Annotated in this window: 18 protein-coding genes; 7 read left to right on the forward strand and 11 right to left on the reverse strand. The window is 73.8% G+C overall.

Features of this window, described 5'->3' with window-relative positions:
- Positions 1-41: 41 nt before the first annotated feature.
- The 5 genes from ACZOOI_RS02290 to def all read right to left on the reverse strand — a co-directional run bounded on the left by ACZOOI_RS02290 (position 42) and on the right by def (position 4,777).
- Complete coding sequence (locus ACZOOI_RS02290) at positions 42-815, reverse strand: class I SAM-dependent methyltransferase (RefSeq protein ID WP_465279145.1); 774 nt, start codon at positions 813-815, stop codon at positions 42-44.
- Between the two features lie 134 nt (positions 816-949).
- Positions 950-1,711: a hypothetical protein gene (locus ACZOOI_RS02295; RefSeq protein ID WP_465279146.1), complete on the reverse strand. Its 762-nt coding sequence runs from the start codon at positions 1,709-1,711 to the stop codon at positions 950-952.
- Positions 1,712-1,892: 181 nt separating this feature from the next.
- The gene (locus ACZOOI_RS02300) at positions 1,893-3,287 is read right to left on the reverse strand and encodes an RsmB/NOP family class I SAM-dependent RNA methyltransferase (RefSeq protein ID WP_465279147.1); all 1,395 of its coding nucleotides are present in this window, start codon (positions 3,285-3,287) and stop codon (positions 1,893-1,895) included.
- A 5-nt stretch (positions 3,288-3,292) separates the two neighbouring features.
- Entirely contained in the window at positions 3,293-4,225 is a 933-nt protein-coding gene (gene fmt / locus ACZOOI_RS02305) for a methionyl-tRNA formyltransferase (protein WP_465279148.1), read from the reverse strand.
- Between the two features lie 6 nt (positions 4,226-4,231).
- Positions 4,232-4,777 (reverse strand): peptide deformylase, encoded by a 546-nt coding sequence (def, locus tag ACZOOI_RS02310; protein WP_391586145.1) that lies wholly within the window; start codon positions 4,775-4,777, stop codon positions 4,232-4,234.
- A gap of 396 nt (positions 4,778-5,173) precedes the next feature.
- Here def and ACZOOI_RS02315 point away from each other — a divergent pair, with 396 nt between their 5' ends.
- Entirely contained in the window at positions 5,174-5,782 is a 609-nt protein-coding gene (locus tag ACZOOI_RS02315) for an RNA polymerase sigma factor (RefSeq protein ID WP_391586146.1), read from the forward strand.
- On the forward strand, positions 5,779-6,990 hold the full coding sequence (locus tag ACZOOI_RS02320) for a hypothetical protein (protein ID WP_465279149.1): 1,212 nt from the start codon (positions 5,779-5,781) through the stop codon (positions 6,988-6,990). The genes ACZOOI_RS02315 and ACZOOI_RS02320 overlap by 4 nt, the downstream gene beginning before the upstream one ends.
- Positions 6,991-7,288: 298 nt before the next feature.
- Here ACZOOI_RS02320 and ACZOOI_RS02325 read toward each other — a convergent pair whose 3' ends face one another.
- Positions 7,289-9,526 carry a primosomal protein N' gene (locus tag ACZOOI_RS02325; RefSeq protein ID WP_465279150.1) on the reverse strand — a complete coding sequence of 746 codons (2,238 nt, stop codon included), beginning with the start codon at positions 9,524-9,526 and terminating at the stop codon, positions 7,289-7,291.
- 117 nt (positions 9,527-9,643) lie between these two features.
- On the opposite strand from ACZOOI_RS02325, the gene ACZOOI_RS02330 reads away from it, so the two are divergent.
- Both ACZOOI_RS02330 and ACZOOI_RS02335 read left to right on the forward strand, forming a co-directional pair.
- A complete protein-coding gene (locus ACZOOI_RS02330) occupies positions 9,644-9,889 on the forward strand; it encodes a hypothetical protein (RefSeq protein WP_465279151.1) in 246 nt (81 codons plus the stop codon).
- A 29-nt stretch (positions 9,890-9,918) separates the two neighbouring features.
- Entirely contained in the window at positions 9,919-10,233 is a 315-nt protein-coding gene (locus ACZOOI_RS02335; protein WP_465279152.1) for a type II toxin-antitoxin system PemK/MazF family toxin, read from the forward strand.
- A 31-nt stretch (positions 10,234-10,264) separates the two neighbouring features.
- On the opposite strand, the gene ACZOOI_RS02340 is transcribed toward ACZOOI_RS02335, so the two are convergent.
- The gene (locus ACZOOI_RS02340) at positions 10,265-12,379 is read right to left on the reverse strand and encodes a restriction endonuclease (RefSeq protein ID WP_465279153.1); all 2,115 of its coding nucleotides are present in this window, start codon (positions 12,377-12,379) and stop codon (positions 10,265-10,267) included.
- Between the two features lie 160 nt (positions 12,380-12,539).
- Entirely contained in the window at positions 12,540-13,064 is a 525-nt protein-coding gene (locus ACZOOI_RS02345) for an excalibur calcium-binding domain-containing protein (protein WP_465279154.1), read from the reverse strand.
- 436 nt (positions 13,065-13,500) lie between these two features.
- Between ACZOOI_RS02345 and pip the strand changes: the two genes are divergently transcribed.
- The gene (gene pip, locus ACZOOI_RS02350; protein ID WP_465279155.1) at positions 13,501-14,457 is read left to right on the forward strand and encodes a prolyl aminopeptidase; all 957 of its coding nucleotides are present in this window, start codon (positions 13,501-13,503) and stop codon (positions 14,455-14,457) included.
- Between the two features lie 249 nt (positions 14,458-14,706).
- The gene (locus tag ACZOOI_RS02355; RefSeq protein ID WP_465279156.1) at positions 14,707-15,486 is read left to right on the forward strand and encodes an alpha/beta hydrolase; all 780 of its coding nucleotides are present in this window, start codon (positions 14,707-14,709) and stop codon (positions 15,484-15,486) included.
- 301 nt (positions 15,487-15,787) lie between these two features.
- Here the strand turns inward: ACZOOI_RS02355 and ACZOOI_RS02360 are convergent, their stop codons facing one another.
- A complete protein-coding gene (locus ACZOOI_RS02360) occupies positions 15,788-16,867 on the reverse strand; it encodes a DMT family transporter (protein ID WP_465279157.1) in 1,080 nt (359 codons plus the stop codon).
- Positions 16,868-16,971: 104 nt separating this feature from the next.
- On the opposite strand from ACZOOI_RS02360, the gene ACZOOI_RS02365 reads away from it, so the two are divergent.
- Positions 16,972-17,529, forward strand: a complete 558-nt coding sequence (locus ACZOOI_RS02365; protein ID WP_465279158.1) for a CGNR zinc finger domain-containing protein — start codon at positions 16,972-16,974, stop codon at positions 17,527-17,529.
- A gap of 79 nt (positions 17,530-17,608) precedes the next feature.
- Here the strand turns inward: ACZOOI_RS02365 and ACZOOI_RS02370 are convergent, their stop codons facing one another.
- Both ACZOOI_RS02370 and ACZOOI_RS02375 read right to left on the reverse strand, forming a co-directional pair.
- Positions 17,609-18,115: a MarR family winged helix-turn-helix transcriptional regulator gene (locus tag ACZOOI_RS02370; protein WP_465279159.1), complete on the reverse strand. Its 507-nt coding sequence runs from the start codon at positions 18,113-18,115 to the stop codon at positions 17,609-17,611.
- Between the two features lie 70 nt (positions 18,116-18,185).
- Positions 18,186-18,731 (reverse strand): cupin domain-containing protein, encoded by a 546-nt coding sequence (locus ACZOOI_RS02375; protein ID WP_465279160.1) that lies wholly within the window; start codon positions 18,729-18,731, stop codon positions 18,186-18,188.
- Positions 18,732-18,733: the final 2 nt, after the last annotated feature.

An 18,733-nucleotide genomic window follows, 5' to 3' on the forward strand; every position in this document is an offset into this window, starting at 1 on the left:
GAAGCCGGGGCCTCTCGTCGTCCTCGCCGGGGCGGGAGGCCTCAGGTCGTCGCGGACCAGATCGTCCAGTGGTCGGTTTCCTGGATCGGGCCCTCGGCCGGGAGCCTGGCCCGGATGTAGGCCGCCGGCTCGGCGAGTTGGTCGTCGGTGAGGTCGTGCAGGATCGACCGGCCGGTACGGGCCGTCAGGTCGGCGACCACCTCGCGGGCGTCGGCGTACTCGCGGCGCGTCTCGGCCAGCGCGCTGGTACGCACCGCGCCGAAGCCGGCCTCGCCCAGGGCCGCCGTCACGGCCTCGGCGGTGGGGCGTCGGGCCGCTTCGATGTCGAGCAGGGCGGGGAACCGCTCGAAGAACCATCCGCGCAGGTGGGTCGGTGTGCCGGGGCGGGTGACATCGGCCGGGGTGCGGTCCTGGACGATCAGCGTGCCGCCGGGCGCGAGCAGTCGGCGGGCCTCGCGAAAGCAGCCGGCGAGGTCGTCGAGGTGGTGGATCAGGGCCCGCTCGAAGACGATGTCGGCCGCGCCGTCCGGCAGGCCGGTGGCGTACGCGTCGCCCTGGTGGAAGGACAACCCCGGCCGCTCCCCCGCCCGCTCCCGGGCGCCGGACAGGATCGTGGCGGAGAAGTCCACCCCGATCGCGCTCGCCGCGCCCAGATCCAGCCACGCCGTCGTGTACACCCCGCCTCCGCAGCCCACGTCCACCACGCGCGCGCCGGCCGGGGGGACCAGGTCGCGAACCAGGCGCGCCCAGTCCTCGCCGGCGGTGCGCCGGGCGTAGGTGAGCCGGTTGGCGGGGCTGTGGAAGTCGATGAGCATGGTCGCCCTCCCTGTCGAGGCTTCGTTCGTCCGCCCTGTTTTTCGTTCGTTCGCTCCGGGGCCGGCTCGCCGGCTTCTATCTTGACATCAAGATACTTGAACGCGAGAGGGTTCCCCAAGGCGTCCTCGGCGGTTCACGGGAGGCGGGTGGTCTCGCGTGGCCGGGCGCGATGACCGGCGGGCGCCGGTGGTCGGGCCCGGGGTGTGTGGCGGCGCTGCCAGGCCAGGTATGCGCCGGTGCACAGTGTGACGCCGGTCATCGCGGCGATGTGCTCGCGGCCGGCCAGGTTCGGCTTGACCACCACCTCGGCGGTCATCAGCAGCCACACGCCGGCGAACAGGATCGGCGCGCGGCGCACCATCGCGATGCACACCACCAGGCCGACCACCGCGGCCGAGGGGCCGGTGTCCAGGATGTCGCCGTGCCGGGCGTCGATGCCGAGCAGGTGGTCCGGACCGAGCCCGACCATCACCCGCGCGGCCAGCGTGCCGCACAGCGTGGCCACGTAGGCGATCACCAGCGTGCGGCGTGCACCCAGGTCGAGTTCGGCCAGCCCGAACAGGACGAGCACCTGGATCAGCGCACCCCACACCGGCAGGTCCGGTGCGGGCACGACCAGCGAGACGGGCGTGCGCAGCAGCGCCAGAGGGAGCGGAATGCCCGCGCTCACCCCGCCCAGCGCACGCACCACGTCGCCGCCCCACGCGGTGCGCCAGGCGAACCAGAAGCCGAGGGTCAGCAGCACCGTGCACATGGTGAGCGGGATCGCCGACAGGCCGTGCGCACGCAGCTCGCGCACCGGAACCGCGGTGAGCCGACTCCACTCGCCGCGCACCGCTCCCCCCGTGCGGGCGAGCGGGCCGGGGCGCGGGGTGGTGCGGGCGAGCGTGGACATGGGTACGGCGGCTCCTGCGGTGGTCGGCCGGCGGTCGCCCTCGGATCTCTCGGATCCGAGGAACGACCGATGCGGCCGAGCCCGAAGTGACGACCACCCTCGCCGTTATGCCCCGCTTGGCGGGAATCCAGCCGCTTTTCACCCCGTCCGTGCGGGTGATCGCGTCGTGCGTGCGGGTGATTCAGCCGGTACGACGAAGCAGCGCGAGGTACATCGCGTCGGTGCCGTGCAGGTGCGGCCACAGTTGTACGTCCGGGCCGGTGCCCAGGTGCGGCACACCCGGGAACAGCGGTCGGGCGTCGACCAACTCGGCCTCGCCCGCGCGCAGGATGTCGTCCACCACCACGCGCGTCTCCGCCGGATGCGGCGAGCACGTGACGTACGCGATCACTCCGCCGGGCCGGGCGGCGGCCACCGCGGTGCGCAGCAACGCGCGCTGCAACTCGCCCAGTTCGGGAATGTCCTCGGGCTTGCGGCGCCAGCGCGACTCGGGTCGGCGGCGCAGCGCGCCCAGGCCGCTGCACGGCACGTCGGCGATCACCCGGTCGAAGCTGCCGGGTCGCCACGCGGGTCGGGTGCCGTCGGCGGTGATCACCTGATGGTGGGTCAGATGCCCGATCGCGTTGCGGACCAGGCGGGCGCGGTGGTGCCGGCGCTCGACCGCGAGCAGCGACACGTCGCGCCCGGTGGCGATCGCGGCGAGCAGGCCGGCCTTGCCGCCGGGGCCCGCGCACAGGTCCAGCCAGCGGCTCTCGGCGCCCTCGACCTCGGCCTCGGCCAGTGCGGCGGCGACCAGTTGGCTGCCCTCGTCCTGGACCGCGGCCCGGCCGTCGCGGATCGCCTTGATCCCGGCCGGGTCGCCCTCGGGAAGGGTGGCCGCGTACGGCGACCAGCGGCCGGGGGTCGCGCCCGCCTCGTACAGTTCGGCGAGTTCGACCCGGCCCGGGCGGGCGACCAGGGAGATCGTCGGGGCGATGTTGTCGGCGGCCAACAGCGCCTCCATCGCGGCGCGGTCGTGCGGGTTGCCGCGCGCGCCCAAGGCGTCCCACAGGGCCTGCACGATCCAGCGGGGGTGCGAGTGCAGGACCGCGAGGTGGCCCTCGGGGTCGTCGTCGTAGGGCGGCGCGATCTGCCGCAGCCAGGTGTCCAGGTCCTGCTTGGAGACCCGGCGCAGGATCGCGTTGACGAACTTGGCACGACCGTCGCCGAGCACCGCGCGGGCCAGTTCCACGGTGGCCGAGACGGCGGCGTGTACGGGGGTGCGCATGCTCAGCAGCTGGTGTACGCCGAGCGCGAGCACGTCCAGGACCGGCGGGTCGATCTCCTTGATCGGCCGGTCGGTGCAGGCCGCCACGATCTGGTCGTAGGTGCCTTGACGGCGCAGCGTGCCGTGCACGAGTTCGGTCGCGAAGGCGGCGTCGCGCGGGATGATCTTGCGTTCGCGCAGCAGCGCGGGCAGCACCAGGTTGGCGTACGCGTCGCGTTCGCCGACCGCGTGCAGGACGTCGTAGGCGGCCAGGCGCGCGGCGTCGGGACGCGGGCGGCGGTAGGGGCGTGCGGCGGGGGCGTTGGTCACGGTGCTCAGTTCGTGCCGAGGGTTTCACCGGGCTCGGGGTGTGCGCCCCGGGCCCAGTCGGTGGCGGCCATCATGCGTTTGCCCTGGGGTTGGACCTGGGTGAGTTCGATCGCGTGGCTGCCGGTACCCACCCGGACCACCTTCTTCTCCACCGCGATCTCGCCGGGGGCCAGCGCGTTGTCGCCGCCGCGCAGGCGGACCGGGGCGACCTTGAGGCGCTCACCGCGGAAGGTGGTCCATGCGCCGGGGGCGGGTGTGCAGCCGCGCACCACCCGGTCCACCCGCAGGGCGGGCGCGGTGAAGTCGACGCGGGCGTCCTCGACGGTCAGCTTGGGCGCGAGGGTGACCCCGTGCGGCGGCTGGGGGCGGGCCTCCAGGCTGCCGTCGGCGATCCCGTCCATGGTCGCCACCAGCAGGCGTGCGCCGGATCGGGACAACCGCTCCAGCAGGTCGCCGCTGGTGTCGGTGGGGCGGATCTCGTCGGTGACCGTCCCGAAGACCGGGCCCGAGTCCAGGCCCTGCTCGATCAGGAAGGTGCACGCGCCGGTGATGTCGTCGCCGGCCAGCACGGCGTGCTGCACGGGCGCCGCGCCGCGCCACGCGGGCAACAGCGAGAAGTGCAGGTTGACCCAACCGTGCGCGGGGATCTCCAGCGCGGCCTTGGGCAGCAGCGCGCCGTAGGCGACCACGGGGCAGCAGTCGGGGGCGATCTCGGCGAGCCGGGCCAGGAACTCCGGGTCGCGCGGTTTGGCCGGGCGCAGGATCTCGATCCCGGCCAGGGCGGCGCGTTCGGCCACCGGGCTCGCGACGAGCTTGCGGCCGCGGCCGGCGGGCGCGTCCGGCCGGGTGACCACGGCGACCACCTCGTGCCGGGATTCCAGCAGGGCTTCGAGTGCGGGTACGGCGACCTCGGGGGTGCCGGCGAAGACTAGGCGCATGGGGGTTTAGAGGGCCTTCCCGAAGGTGCCGTGGGGGGAGAACTTGACCTGCGGCGGGGCCTGGCCGGCCCATTCCGCCTCGCGCAGCGCGCGCAGTGCGGCCTTGCGCTGCTCGCGGTCGAGCCGGTCGATGAACAGGATGCCGTCGAGATGGTCGGTCTCGTGCTGGATGCAGCGCGAGAGCAGTCGGGTGCCCTCGATGGTGACCGGGTCGCCGTGCATGTTGAAGCCCTTGGCGACCACGCCGTACGCGCGCTTGGTGTCGTAGCGCAGACCCGGCAGCGACAGGCAGCCCTCAGGGCCGTCCTGTTCGTCCTCGGACAGGTCCAGGTTCGGGTTGATCAGGTGCCCCACCTCGCCGTCCACCTGGTAGGTGAACACCCGCAGGGCGACCCCGATCTGGGGTGCGGCCAGACCGCTTCCGGGCGCATCGCGCATCGTGTCGGTGAGGTCGGCGACCAGTCGCCGCAGCTCCTTGTCGAACACGGTGACCGGGTCGGCCTTGCTCCGCAGGACGGGATCCCCGAACAGGCGGATCGGCTGGACTGCCACGGGTGTGCTCCCCCATCGGTGGTCGGGCGTGGTGCCGGGTGTCGCCGGTGCGCGACGGCGCCGCGGCACGGTGGCGCCGGGCGGTGCTACTGCTCTGCTGTTGTGGCGCCGTGCTCGGTGCCGTGCTCGGTGGCGTTGTGGTGATGCCGTGCGGTGGTGCCGTCGATCGAAACCGGAGAGCGGCAAGTCTACTGAGCGGCCGGGCCCCGATCCGCGCATGCACCGTGGCACGAGGCGAGCACGAGGCGAGGTCACGCGCGGCGCGGCCTCATGGGTCCGGCGCGGGTGGGGTTCGGGGCGCGGTGCGCGGTGTTTCGGGGCGGGGTGCGGAAGTGGAGTGCGCAGGTGGATCCGGCGCGGGGCAACCCCGGTTCGCGAGGCGGACACTCTCGGGGTGTGACGACGGATCAGGAGCAGGAGGACGCGGACCACGTGTTGTGGTCCCGGGTCCGGACGGGGGATCGCGATGCGTTCGCGGTGGTGTTCGACCGGCACGCGGGGGCGGTGTATGGGCATGTGTTGCGGCGGATCGGGGACGGCGGCGAGGCCGAGGACCTGACGTCGGCGGTGTTCCTGACCGCGTGGCGGCGCCGCGCGGAGGTGACCTTCGACCGGGACAGCGCGCTGCCGTGGCTGCTGGGTACGGCCAATCGCACGCTCGCGAACCGGCGGCGTGCGCTCAAGCGCTATCGGGCGCTGGCGGCGCGTGTTCCGCTGCCGCGGGATGTGCCCGATCACGCGGACGAGGTGGCCCGGCGGATCGATCAGGAACGCGCGGCGGAGGCGTTGCGGCGCTCGGTGGCGCGGCTGCCCCGGCACGAGCGCGACGTCGTGGAGTTGTGCGTCTGGGGCGGCCTGGACCAGCAGGCCGCCGCGACCGCGCTCGGCGTCGCGCTGGGCACGGTCAAGGCGCGGATGCATCGGGCGCGGAAACGATTGGGCGGCCTGTTGGCCGAAGAGGGCGTGCACGCGGGCACGTACCGAGGCATCGAGGAGGCACGATGAGCCCGTACAGCGAGGACCGACTGCCGGGGCACGAGCGACGCAGGCGCGAACTGCTCGCGATGCTGGACACCCGGGAGCCGTCCCGGAGCCGGGCGCTGGTGCCGGGGATCGCCGCAGGCGCGGTGCTCGCGGTGTGCACGGTCGCGATCCTGGCCGCGCAGCCGTGGCGCGACCCGCAGGATCTGTCGCCGGCCGGCCCGGTGGCCGGGCAGGACCCGACGCAGGGGGTGCCCGAGGACGCGGCGAAGCCGGGCGATCCGGTGCCGTGGGACGTGGCGAGCCGGACGTTGGCCGCGTGTCTCAGGCAGGGTCGCATGGCCGTTGCGTTTCCGCCGCCGACCTTGGAGTCCGCGCCGCGGGCGAGCGGACTGTCGCCGTCCGAAATCGCCTCCGGATGGCCGGCGTCCTCACCGTCGGGGTCGGGTTCGTCCGGGACCCTCCCGCTGCCGAGCATAGGGACCACGCCGCCGTCCGGTACTCCGCCGGAGATGGGCGACATGCCGATGCGCACGCCGGTGGGAGGAGCGGACGCCACCGGCCTGCCGACGCAATCGGCCCGGTCGACTCCCATGTGGTGGCCCACGGGCGGGTCGACCGTCGGCGGCCCGGGCGGCACCGGCGGCCCGACCGTGCCGCCCACGTGGACTCCGCGCCCGTCCGGGGCCCCGACCGCGCCCGATCGTCCGGTGTGGAAGGTGCGCGAGCCGGACGCGGCGTTCAAGCCGTACTTCACGGCGTGGGAGAAGGACGGGACCGGAGTGCTGCGCCCGTTCGTGCTGGGCAAGGCCGGCAAGCCGGACCTGGTGGTGTGCCACGGCGAGCAGTCCCCGCCGGAGTTGCCTGCGCCGACGGCCGCCGACGGCGCCCTCGCGGGGGCGTTCGAGGTGCGTCGGACCCTGGCCATGACGCCGCCCACCGCCGAACCGCTCCGGATGGCCATGATGTCCTCCACGACGTGGTGGGGCCGCACGACCGGCGCGGTGGCGCGGGTCGTGGTCGAGTTGCCCGACGGGAGCACGGTGGGCGCGGTGGTACGCAATGGTGTGTGGCTCGCGAGCCTGCCGGCCGACGACGTCGTCCCGGTCCGGATCAGGGCCTACGACGCGGCCGGCACCATGCTCCACGAACGCGCCGCCGACCGCGAATCGCTGCGCTGCGCGGACGCGCCGACGACCAAGGCGTGCGGAAGCCGAACGCACTGGGGCTGAGCACCGGCGGGCCGGACCCGCGTCCGAACAACGGTTCCGCCGAGACGACAGTCCCGCGTCGTGGCCTGCCGGCCGGGCGCCGGCGAGCGCGGGGGCGTCGGGGCACCCGAAAGCCGGCCGCCGAGCGGACCCGGGCGCCTGTCCGCGCGTGGGCTCGCGCCGACGCGTACAACGCCCGGTTCACCCGGCCTGCGGTGCGCGTGCGCAACGCCGGTCGTGTCGGGGCCGGGCCGAGCCCCGGGTGCGGGGTGAGCGACCCGCGCCGGCGCGGCATCCGCTTCGCCGCGCCGCATCCCGCTCAGCCGATGTCCGGCGGGTCGATCCTGATCTGCACCGGATCGCCCGCGGCCCGGGCCAGGCGCAGGGTCTGGGCCGCCTTGAGCGCGTGCGCCAACTCCGCGCCGCGGCCGGGTTCGATCCGGAGCAGGACCCGTTCGTGGCGGGTGGGCGGGACGATTTGCCGGGCCGGTTCGCGGCTCGGCGGCGGGGTGTCGCCGAACAGGGCTCGGGTGAGTTCGGCGCGGGTTTCGGCCGCTCTGGGGTCGGGCTTGGCCGGGGCGGGGGGTGGCGTGCGCGGCGTGGTCGGGGCGACCGGGACCGGGCCCAGTACGTCCGCTCCGTCGGGCAGCCGAAGCACCGCCAGGAAGTCGGCGATCCCGGCCGGCGGGCCGGTCACCGACGCCATCCGCGACACCGGCGGCAGGTTCAATTCGGCCCGTTCGACCAGTTCGGTCAGCGCGTACCCCTGCGGGTCCCATCGCACCAGCGCCTGTACCGGGCGCAGCGTGGACTCGGCGACCACCACCAGCGTGCCGCCCTCCCCCGCGGGCCGGACCAGGCTCGCCGCGTCCAGCCACCGGCGCAGCGCCTGCTCGCCGGCCCGCAGGTCGGGCCGGGTGAGCAGGGCCCAGCCGTCCAGGAGCAGGGCCGCCGCGTAGCCGCCGGGCGCCACCGGTTCGGCGCCGGGCGTGGCGATGATCAGCGCGGGCAGGTCCGGCACCGTGGTCAGGATCGCGTCCCGCCCGGAGGTACGCACCGGCACGGTCGGGAAGGCCCGGCCGAGTTCCTCGGCGGTCCGGCGCGCGCCGATCACGCCGGCCCGGATGCGCTCGCCGCCGCACACCCGGCAGCGCCAGTGCGGCGCCGGACGAGTGCACCAGCCGCAGGTCAACACACCGTCCCCGGAGGGAAGTTCGAGCGGGCCCGAGCAGTGTGCGCAGCGCGCGGGTTCGCGGCAGCGCAGGCACGAGGTGCGGACCAGGTAGCCCCGGCGCGGGACCTGGACCAGCACCGGCCCGGTCTGCAACGCCTTGCGGGCCACGTCCCACGCCAGGCTCGGCAGCCGCGCGGCTCGGGCGGCCTCGTCCCGGGCCAGGTCCAGATCGCTGCCGGTGGTGCGCACCAGCGGGGCGGCGGCGCGCACCGCCGCGCGGTCGGCGTCCAGCGGCCGGGCCCACCCGGAGCGGACCAGCTGGGCGGCCTCGACCGTGGTGGCGTGCCCGCCGACAGTGAACGCGGCGTGTTCGCGCGCGGCCCGCATCGCCAGCACCTCGCGCACGTGCGGGTGGGGCGCGTTGAGGTCGGCGTGCGAGTCGTCGCCGTCGTTCCAGACCAGGGCCAGGCCCAGCTCCACCACGGGCGCGAACATCGCCGCCCGGGTGCCGACCACCGCGCGCACGCTCCCGCGGTTGATCGCCAGCCAGCGCCGGTAGCGCTCCTCCGGCCCCAGGCCCGAGGTCAGCGCGACGTGTCGGCCTGGGCCGAGCAGGGCGGTCAGCGCCGCGTCCACGCGTTCCACCGACTTGGCGTCCGGGACCACGGCGAGCGCACCTCGGCCGCCGGCCAGGGTCGCCGCCATCGCCCGGGCGATCTCGTCCGGCCAGTACGGCCCGGGCAGCGCGGTCCACACGGTGCGCGGCGAGTCGCCGGCGGTGAGCTCGGCCAGGTGCGCGGTGCCCGTCGGGTAGCGCGTCCAGGGCCCGGGGGGCGGCGGGGCGGGCCGAACCAGCGGATCTCCCGAGGGTTCCGCCTCGGCCCGCGCGTGCCGCGCCGGCAGCGCGAGTTGGACGATGTCGGCGAGGCTGCCCGCGTACCGGTCCGCGACCGCCCGGGCCAGCTCGATCATCGGCGGCGCGAGCACGATCTCGGGCGAGACGACGCTGGCCAACGGCGCCAGCGGCCCGCCGTACGTACTGCGCTCGACCCGTTCGACGATCACCCCGTCGATCAGCCCGCCGCCCTGCCGCCGGCCGTCCACGACCTTGGCCCCGAACCGCACCCGCACCCGCACCCCGGGCTGCGCAACCTCGGCCAGCTTGGCCGGCACCGAGTAGTCGAACAGCCGATCCAGGTGCACGAGCCCCTTGTCCACCACGACCCGCGCCACCGGCAACCGCTCGGCCTGAGCCTTGGCCTTGGCCTTGCGCACCCGCGCCCGCGCGCCCCGCACCGCCCGCCGCGCGTCCTCGACCCCGAGCGTGAGCTGCCCGTCCCCCTCGTCGCCCACACCCGGATCGTTCGTCGCCACACCAGGCATCCTGACAGACGGGTACGACGATCCCGCACAGGTACCGAGCCGGCCGGCGGGGCCGACCTTCCCGCGGTGTCGGGCGGCTCTCACGCCCATCACATACCGAGGGGCATACTCCGCAGTATGACTGCGACCACCATCAAGGTTGAGATGAGCGTCCGAGACGATCTCGCTCGAGTAGCCGCGGAGGATCTCGGTGGCGTCACCTTGAACGCCGCGCTCACTCATCTGCTCACCGAGCACCGCAAAGCGGCCGTGCTGGCCGCCTACGCGCGATTGCAGGCCGACGCCTCCGCAGGGACCGACTACGAGAACGAACTCGACGAGTGGGACGGCCTGGCCGGCGACAATCTTGGCAGTGCGCAGTGAGCCGGAAGTCCGCCCCGTGACAGGTGTGGATGGCCGACCTTTCCCCCGTCGTCGGCTCGGAGCAAACCGGTCGACGGCCGGTCGTGGTGGTCAACTCGCCGTTCTACGCCTCCTTCCCCATCGCGATGGCGATCGTCGTGCCGCCGACCACCCAGGACCGGGGACTGCCTCATCACGTCTCGGTGTCCTCGGCGCAGTTCGGCCTTCGCCACCGGAGTTGGCCACGCACCGATGACGTGCGGGCGGTTTCCGAGCAGCAGCTCCTGGGACGCCCGTTGGGGAGCGTCGACGACAAGGAAGCCGACGACATCCGTACCTACCTGCGGTTGATGCTGGACGTCTGATCGGGCGACGCGCGTCGGTGGCCTTCCCGGCCTACTCGACCTCCACGCCGTGTGACTCGGCGACGCCGAGGAGGCCGTTGCGGAAGCCGTTGGTGGTGGGGGAAAAGGTCCAGGCGTCGTCGGTGCGCACGAATGCGCCCAGGACCATCGCGGTCTCCCCCGGGCGGCGGGTGGGTACGGGGTGGTCGCCGATGCGGCGGCCGTCGGCCTGATCGAGGCGGGTCAGTCTGGCTCCGCGCAGCGCGGCCAGGTCGCCGCTCGGGGCGCGCTCCTGGTCGACGGCCGCGGCCAGCACCAGGCGGTCGGCCGCCCGGGGCAGCAGGGCCAGGTCCACCAGGAACGCCACGCCGTCGCCGATTCGGACCGCACCCTCGGGGCTGGCCGGATTGTTGAAGAACACGAAGTGCTCGTCGCCGAGCACCCGCCCGCGGCGGCAGATGAAGGCGCACGGGTCCAGGGGCGGCGCGTTGCCCGGTTCCCAGGCGAGTTGCACCAGGATCCGGCTGCCGGGCGCGGCGGTCGGTGCCCCGCCGGTGCCCGGGCCCAGGCGACCGCGCAGACCGTGTTGGGCGAGCAGGCCGACCAGTTCGGGTCCGGTGACCAGGCCCAGCGGCTTGTTGCGGATGAACTCGTGGCTGCCGGGCCCGAAGCCGGACGTGGTGACCAGCAAACCCTTGTTCGCGCCGTGGTGTTGCACGGTGCCGGCCAGGTCCCGCACGGCCGTGGGCGGGACCGTGTTGCGGTAGCGCTTGACCTGCACGACGATCTTGCCGCCGCGGATCGGGTCCGGGTCCACCGCGACCACGTCCACGCCCTGGTCGCCGCTGCGCGCGGTGGTCTCGACCTGCATGCCCATGCGGGAGAAGAGCTCGGCGATCAGGTTCTCGAACTCGATCGGGTCCATCACGAACAGGTCCGGGTCGTCGTCGCCGGGACGCGCGGGCCCCGGGGTGATGGTCGGAGTCGGCGCCGGGGTCGGCGCCGATGCGACGCTGTCCGCGAGCCGGCCGGGCTGCACCGGGGTGGGCCGGTCCGGGCGTGCGGACAGGGTCCCGCCCATCGCCTCCAGGCACGCGACCGCGTCCACCCGATCGAGGCTGATCTGCCGGAACTGCTCGGCCCGCGCGGTCACCGTGAGCAGGTACGTGCGCCCGGGTCGGCCGGTGGCCGGGTTCACCGCCTGGACGAAGCCGTTGAGCACCACCGAGTCGAGGATGCCCTCGTGGTCGGCGAAGAAGACCTCGGCCAGTATCCGGATCGCGCTCTGCGCCAACACGTCGCGGTGGATCGCCCGCCGATCGGTCGCGGTGCGCGCGACCTCCTTCTCCTGGTCGTCGGTCTTCACGTAGCGCACCCGGGCCACGGCCGGCACCACGTCCGTCGTCGGCAGCTCGTGGTCGACCACCAACTGCCGCGCGCCGGCGTCGAAGGCCACCGTCGAGTGGTCGGAGAAGCCCTCGGGCCAATCCGGCGATGCCAGCAGGACACCCTCGAAGTAGTCCTCGATCGCCTCGGGATCGCGCGCCGCGAGCCGCCGCACGAGATCGTCCACCTGCTGGTTGCGCTGCGCGGCCAGGGCCCGTTGGCCGTTCGCCCAGTCCTCGAACCGGCGGCGGTAGTCGTCGTATTGCTGCTGCCGCTGGTACTCGGCGGCCTGCGCCGCCCGCAGGTCGTGGTCGTAGCGCGCCTGCGCCTGCGCCCGGTCCTGCTCGTAGCGCGACTGTGCGCCGGGCGCGAAACTGCCCAGACCGGAGGGAGGGGCCACCTGATAGCACGCCGGGTCGGGCATCGGGATCGGGCGAGCGAGTTCACCCGGTTGGAACGGCGGGATCTCCACGGCGCTGCGCAACCGCTCGATCCGGAAACCCGGCGCGCTCAGCCGGGCCCGCAGCACGCCTCGCAGTTCGGCGACCCGGTCCTCGATCTCGGCGGTCCGGCGGGCGACTTCGGCCTCGCGGGACTGCTGATAGGCGCGCTGCGCCTCGCGGTCGGCCCGCGCGGCGGCCTTCTGCGCCTCGCGCCGGTTGCGTTCGTCGGCTCGCAGTTGTTGCTGCTGCGCCCGCAACTCGGCCTCGCGTTGCCGTTGTTGTTGCCGCTGCAGCTCGGCCCATGCCCCCAGCACGCCGGTGCTCCGCCGACTCGCCACGCTATCGCCCTTCCGCCCTGCACCCGTCCACCCCCGCGCTCGAACACATCCTGCCGTGTCGGGCCGACCAGCGCGAAAGCGGTCGGTGTCCGCACGTGAACGCGCCTCCGGCCGCCGCCGGGAACCGTACGTGCCTGCTCCCGGCGGCGACCGGAACGTGTCACTCGCAGCCGACTCCGTCTCCGTCGCGGTCGAGGTGCCGGCCGTAGCCGGGGTCGCCCCGGTGGATCGGTGCGGCACCCGCGGCCCGGACGGCGGAGCAGTTCTTGTAGTAGGCCGGGCCGCTGCCGCCGGTACTGCTGCCGTCGCCGATCGTGCCGGCGCCGGGGTCACTGCCGGACGTCCCGCTGCCGGACGTTCCACTGCCGGACGTTCCACTGCCGGACGAGCCGCCGGTCGCGGAACCACCGGTCGCGGAGCCGCCGTTGCCGCCGGTTCCGCTCGTGCCGCCACCCGAGACGTTCCCGCCCGACCCGCTGCGGGGCGTCGGTACCGCGCTGCTCGGCTGCGTGGTCGTCGGAGGCGCCGTGGAGGGTGCCCGGGTGGTGGGCGGTGCCGAACTCGGCGGGGCCGTGCCGGGCGACGCGCTGCCGGCCGGCGTGCTGCTGCTCTGCGACGGCTTGGGCCGGTCGGACTTCTTGTCCCCGTCCCCGTCGCAACCGGTCAGGGTCAGCGTCAACGTCAAGGCCGCCGTGACGATCCCCGGAAGCAGGATCGACCGGGTTTTCGGCAAACGGGTAGCCGATATGCGCATGTGCGAGTTCCCCCCTCGATATGTGCCGCCCGGACTCTAGCCCTCTTCGGGCCGACCGATCCGGGCAACCACCGATCTCGTCTTCGAGGGGCGGAGGTCGGGCGCGTCGGTTTGGGACGCGCCGGGCCGCGTCTGGCCGGGCCGCGTCTGGCCGCGCCTGGCCACGCCGGGGTCGGGGCGGTCGCCGGGCGGCTCGGGATGGGTGGGCGATTCTCGTTCCTCGTGATGTGCTGGGCTCTGTCGATTCCGTTCGTACGGTTCACCCGAGACCGCACGACGGAGGGCACGGCGAACGGCACGGGCAACGGCACAGCGAACGGCATGGCGGATCGCACGGCGGTCCGCGCGACCGAGCAGGGAGAGCCTCATGCGCACGATGTATCCGCCCATCGAGCCCTACGACCGGGGCATGTTGGATGTCGGCGACGGTCAGTCGATCGCCTGGCAACGCTACGGAGTCCCGGGCGGCAAACCGGCCGTCTTCCTGCACGGCGGTCCCGGCGGAGGTTGTCTGCCCGACCATGCGCGGGCGTTCGATCCGGAGCGGTACGACGTCCTGCTCTTCGATCAGCGCGGCTGCGGAGAAAGCACGCCGCACGTGAGCCGGTTCGAGGTGGACCTGAGCACGAACACCACCTGGCATCTGGTCGCCGACATCGAGAAGCTGCGCGAACTGCTGGGCGTGGAGCGGTGGTTGGTCTTCGGCGGCTCATGGGGCAGCACACTCGCGCTCGCGTATGCGCAAACCCACCCCGAGCGGGTCACCGAGTTGGTCCTGCGGGGCATCTTCACGCTGCGGCGCCGGGAACTGGCGTGGTTCTACCAGAGCGGCGCGTCGATGTTGTTCCCGGAGGCCTGGCAGGAATTCCTCGCGCCGATCCCGGAGGCCGAACGCGACGACCTGATCGGCGCGTTCGGACGACGGCTCAACGATCCGGATCCGAAGGTGCGCGAGCAGGCGGCGATCGCGTGGAGTGCGTGGGAGGGCACGTTGGTCGCCCTGCTCCCCCGGCCCGACCTGGTCGAGATGCACCGGCAACCGGAATTCGCCCTGGCCTTCTCCCGGATCGAGAACCACTACGTGCGCAACGGCGGTTTCCTGGAGGAGGGCCAACTGATCCGCGACGCCGACCGGCTGCGCCACATCCCGGGCGTGATCGTGCAGGGTCGCTACGACATGTGCACTCCCCCGGCGACGGCCTACGACCTGCACCGGGCCTGGCCGGAGGCCGAATTCGTGATCGTGCCGGATGCGGGTCACGCCTTCTCCGAACCGGGCATCACCCACCACCTGATCGAGGCCACGGACCGCTTCGCACGATGAGGTACGCGCCGCGTCGGGGGCCGGACCGGCGGGGTGGGGTATTCCGCACGGTGGGTGCACGGGCCGCATCGGGGCCGAGGCGCTTCGCGCGGCGAAGTGCACGGGCCGCGTCCGGAGCCGGGGCGGAGCGCTCCCACACCGTGAGGCGCACGCGCCGCGTCCGGGGCCGGGGCCGAGGCGGAGCGCTTCGCACGGGTGTGATGGTGGGTCGCGTCGGGGCCGGGTCCGGCGTCCCGGGAGAATGTTCGGATGAGTGCTTCCCGTGACATCCTCACGCGCCCGGCTGCCGGCCCCGACCGCACGCTGCGGTACGGGCCGGCGGCGGATCAGGTCGTCGACCTCTGGCAGCCCGCGGCCGACCCGCGCGCGCTCGTCGTGGTCGTGCACGGGGGGTATTGGCGGGCCGAGTACGACCGCAAGTACACGTATCCGATGTGCGTCGCGCTGGCGGCCGACGGCTACGCCGTCGCGAGCATCGAGTACCGCCGGGCCGGGCAGCCCGGCGGCGGGATGCCCGGCACGTTCGAGGATGTCGCCGCCGCGCTCGATCTGCTGTGTGCAAAGGCCGATTCACCCGTGGTCCTGCTGGGGCACTCGGCGGGCGGACACCTGGCAGTCTGGGCGGCGCTGCGCGATCGGCTGCCGGTGGGCGGCGTGGGCCGATTGCCGGCCGCGCCGCCGATCGCGGGCGCGGTGTCGTTGGCGGGCGTACTCGACCTGGACGCGGCCCTCGCCCTCGACCTGGACGACGGTGCGGCAGCGGAGTTCCTGGGCGAGGACCGCTCGGAGGCGGTGCTCGCGCAGGCGGACCCTACGCGGTTGGCGGCGGGTGGCGTGAGCGGCCGTGGGCTGATCCTGCTGCACGGCGACGCCGACGAACAGGTACCGATCGCCCTGGGTCGGACCTTCGCCGCGGCGTCGGGCGCGACGTTGCGGGAGTTGGCCGGCGTCGGCCACTTCGAGCCGGTCGACCCGCTCTCGGCGGTCTGGCCGGAGGTGCTCCGGGCGGTCGCGGAACTGGCGGGCTGACCCGGTCGAGCCGGGCGGGTGGCGGGCGGTCGGAGGCGGTCGGCCGAAGGGCGTGCGGCGGCGGGCGGCGGGCGGCGGGTGGTGGGTGGTGGGCAACAGGCATCGGTCGGGGGACGGTTCGGGGCCGGTGGTGGTCGGCCGCCGGGCTGTCGGCAACGGGCGGCGCGGGCCGTTCGTGGTGCCGGGCGGTTCGTGGTGCCGGGCGGTTCGTGGTGCCGGGCCGTTCGTGGTGCCGGGCCGTTCGTGCTGCGGGCCGCCCGCCCGGCGCGGTGCGACCGCCGCCGGGTCCCCGGGCCGCCCGCTACCGCTGGTTGGCCAGCAGTACGCCGATCCCGCCGATCACGATCCCGGCGAGCGCGGCCGGTCGCAGGGCCTGGTCGAGCAGAAGCCACGCGAGTACCGCCGTGGCGGCCGGGGTCAGGAAGAACAGCGTGCCGACCCGACTCGCCGAGGATTGCCGCAACATCAGGTTGAGCAGCATGAACACGCCGATCGAATTGACCAGCACCATCCACGCGAGCGTCCCGACGAACGGCCCCCACGCGTGCACGTGCGGCGTCTCGAACAGCAGCGAGCCCAGCCCGATGAACGGCGCGCTGACCAGGAACTGCACGGCCGTACCGGTGCGCAGATCGACGTCGTGCACGTAGCGCTTCTGGTACACGGTGCCCGCGCTCAGCCCGAGCAGCCCCACCACGGCCAGGACCAGCGCCGGAATCGACAGGTGGGTGGGATCCGCGACGGCGAGAACCACGCCGATCGTGCCCAGGCCGAAGCCCAGCCACTGCCGCGTGCTCACCCGCTCGCCGAGGAAACGCCCGGCCAGGAGCGCGATCAGCACCGGATTGAGCCCCTGCACGAGAGCCACCACGGCGGCGGGTAGCCCCATCGAGAGTGCCGTGTACAACGCGCCGAACTGAAGCGCCTGGAACAGCAGTCCGGCGACCACGACGTGCGCGAGTCGACGCCCACGCGGCCACGGTGCCCGAACCGCAAGCGCGAACGCGCCGAGCAGCAGCCCGGCGAGCGCGAACCGGAAGAAGGTGAGCAAGAGCGGCGGCGCGGCGTCCACCCCGATCGCGCCGATGATGAACGCGCTGCTCCACAGCAGCACGAACACGGGCGGTATCGCCTTGCCGACCAGGGCGGCTCGCGGACCCGGGCCGCCGCCGGCTCGCGTGCCCCGGTCGCCGGGATCGGGCGGATGCGCGCCGGCGGTGGGCCCGGGCCGGCCCGGGCGGGCACGGCCGGCGGCGGTGGCCACGGCGGCTGTGGTGCCTATGGCGTCCGTGGCATCTACGCCGTCCAGGGCGTCGGTGGCATGCGTGGCGTCCGTGGCGTCTGCCGATCCTGCGATGTGTGCGGTACGTGCGGCGCTCATCGAGGTCCACTCCCGGGTCGAAGCGTCGGATGAGTAACTACCCAATCCGGTTACTCACCATGGCGCGCTCCGCACTAACCTGTCAATCCGGTTATGCTGGGTGGGTGACTTTCACCTTCATCGGCGGCGACATCGCGCTCGACCTGGTCGGAACCGTGCAGCAGCGCCGCACCGAACCCCGCGACCTGCTGGACACGCCGGCCGCACTCGGGTCCTGGGCGGTCGCCGCCGGCCTCGTGGACACCGCGCCGGTGGTCGACGACGACGCGCTCGCGAGCACGATCGAGTTGCGCGAAGCGCTGTACCGGCTCGCGTCCGCCCGGGACACGCCGAAGGGGTACGGCGCACGTGATCGCGCGACGTTGAACGGCTTCGCGGCCGGCGCTCCGGTCACGGTCGCGCTGGCGGCGGACGGTCGGGTACGGCGTACCGGCGACATCTCCGCCGTCCTGGCCACGGTCGCGCGCTCGGCGGTCGCCCTGTTCGGCGGCGCGGACGCGGCCCGCGTCCGGGAATGCGAGGCGCCCACGTGCACCCGCCTCTACGTCGACGCGTCCCGCCACGGCAGCCGGCGCTGGTGCGACATGCGCCGCTGCGGAAACCGCGCCAAGGCGGCGAGCTTCCGCGCCCGCCACCGGGACGGCCTCGCGGCCCACGCCTGACGCGGCCCGACACCCGCGCACCAGGGCCGAACCGCCCGGCGGGCCGGGTCGATTCGGGCGGTCGGCCGCCTACGGCCACCTACCCGGGCGCGCCCAACGTCGAGGCCAGGATGCGCAGCGCCTTGTCGACCACGTCCCGGTCCTCCTCCGCGATCGGCCTCAGCAGCCCGTCGAGGGCGTCGATCCGCGCGCGCATCGAAGCCCGGGCACACTCGCGCCCCGACTCGGTGAGGCAGACCAGCACCGAGCGGCCGTCCGCGGGGTTGGGCCGACGCTCGATCAGGTCCTTGCGAGCCAGTCGGTCCACGCAGTGCGTCATCCCGCCCGACGAGTACATCACCAGCGGTTGCAGCTCACGCAGCGTCAGCCCCGGCCGATCCGGTCGGGTCGCGAGCACGGCCAGCACCATGTACTCCGGCGCGGTCAGCCCCAACGCGCCGATGCTGCGCCGGTCGAAGTCCTCCATCGCGATCATCGCCTGATGCAACCGCACCACGAACCCGACCGAGGACGCCTCCACGTCCGGCAGTACCGCCGACCATGCCGCCACCACGGAGTCGGCGTAGTCGGCCTGTGCATCGCTCACGTCGTACTCCCTGGCAGCCCGCGCCCGCTTGGTCCCGGCCGCCACCGTAGTATCGGCGCCCCGCCGCCGCTCACAGCATCCGGAAGTCCTCGTACGAGAATGCGGGCGAGACCACGCACGACACCAGCACCTCGCGCCCGGCCGCCGGCCGAGCCGTCTGCCACACCCCCGGCGGAATCAACAATTGCGGCTGCTCACCCGCCTCCACGTCCGGGCCGAGCAGGATCCGACGCGGCTCGGCATCGGGAGTCGTACCGTCCCCGCCCAGCCGCAGTTCGAGCGGTCCGCCGCGATGCCAGAGCCACAACTCGGCCGATTTCACGACGTGCCACGTGGACTCCTCGCCCGGACCGAGCAGGAAGTACATGCCGCTCGCGGTGTCGCGCGGCCCCGGGTATCCGGGCGGGGTCACGCTCACCCCACTGCGCCAGGTCTCCCGGTACCAACCGCCCTCGGGATGCGGCATGAGCCCCATGACCCGGGCCAGGTCCGGCGGATCGACGCGGGTAGGGGCGAGAGGGTCGGGATGGGGTGTGGGTGTGGGAGGGGCGGGGGGCTCGAAGGCGGGTGCGGGGCAGGGGCCGGGCACGGCGTCGGCGTCGGGTGCGGAGGACATGT

The organism is Embleya sp. L77, from assembly GCF_055557415.1.